Origin of the sequence: Photobacterium damselae, assembly GCF_003026815.1 — a bacterium.
Lineage (GTDB): Bacteria > Pseudomonadota > Gammaproteobacteria > Enterobacterales > Vibrionaceae > Photobacterium > Photobacterium damselae.
In genome coordinates, this window is the sequence record NZ_PYOG01000120.1 from 1 (window position 1) to 583 (window position 583).

Genomic DNA, 583 nt, shown 5'->3' on the forward strand with positions numbered 1-583 from the left:
AGACTCAAGTGGCTCTTACTGCCTCATCTACGCTTATCGCAAGTTAGTACGTCCTTCATCGCCTCTGACTGCCCAGGCATCCACCGTGTACGCTTAGTCACTTAACCATACAACCCCAAGAGGTTTCGTATGTTCAAACAACCAAGGTTGTCTATCTGAGTTGTGATAGACGTTGTTTCGCCGGACTCACTATTTGCTTTCACTTTTAAAAAGTGAAGACAAAAAATACAAGACACTTGAATGTGTTTGTTTTGAGAACTCGTTTTTATCTTTCGATAAAAACTTAAAATAAATCAATCATTCGATTGAATTTACTAGTCAGCTTTCCAGATTGTTAAAGAGCATAACGCAAAAGCGTTAATCAATAACTTATGTTATTCATTAGCACTTTTGCTATTTCTAAAACCATTTCACCAAGCAATCTGTGTGGACACTGCGTAAAACGCAGTCTTTTTTGTAAGGAGGTGATCCAGCCCCAGGTTCCCCTAGGGCTACCTTGTTACGACTTCACCCCAGTCATGAACCACACCGTGGTAAACGCCCTCCCGAAGGTTAAGCTATCTACTTCTGGTGCAGCCCACTC

The 583-nt window shown here is 41.7% G+C and carries 2 rRNA genes; both read right to left on the bottom strand.

Features of this window, described 5'->3' with window-relative positions:
- Nucleotides 1-107: ribosomal RNA gene (locus tag CTN07_RS22625) — 23S ribosomal RNA — on the bottom strand; the annotation flags it as partial.
- A gap of 350 nt (nucleotides 108-457) precedes the next feature.
- A 16S ribosomal RNA gene (locus CTN07_RS22630) occupies nucleotides 458-583 on the bottom strand; the annotation flags it as partial.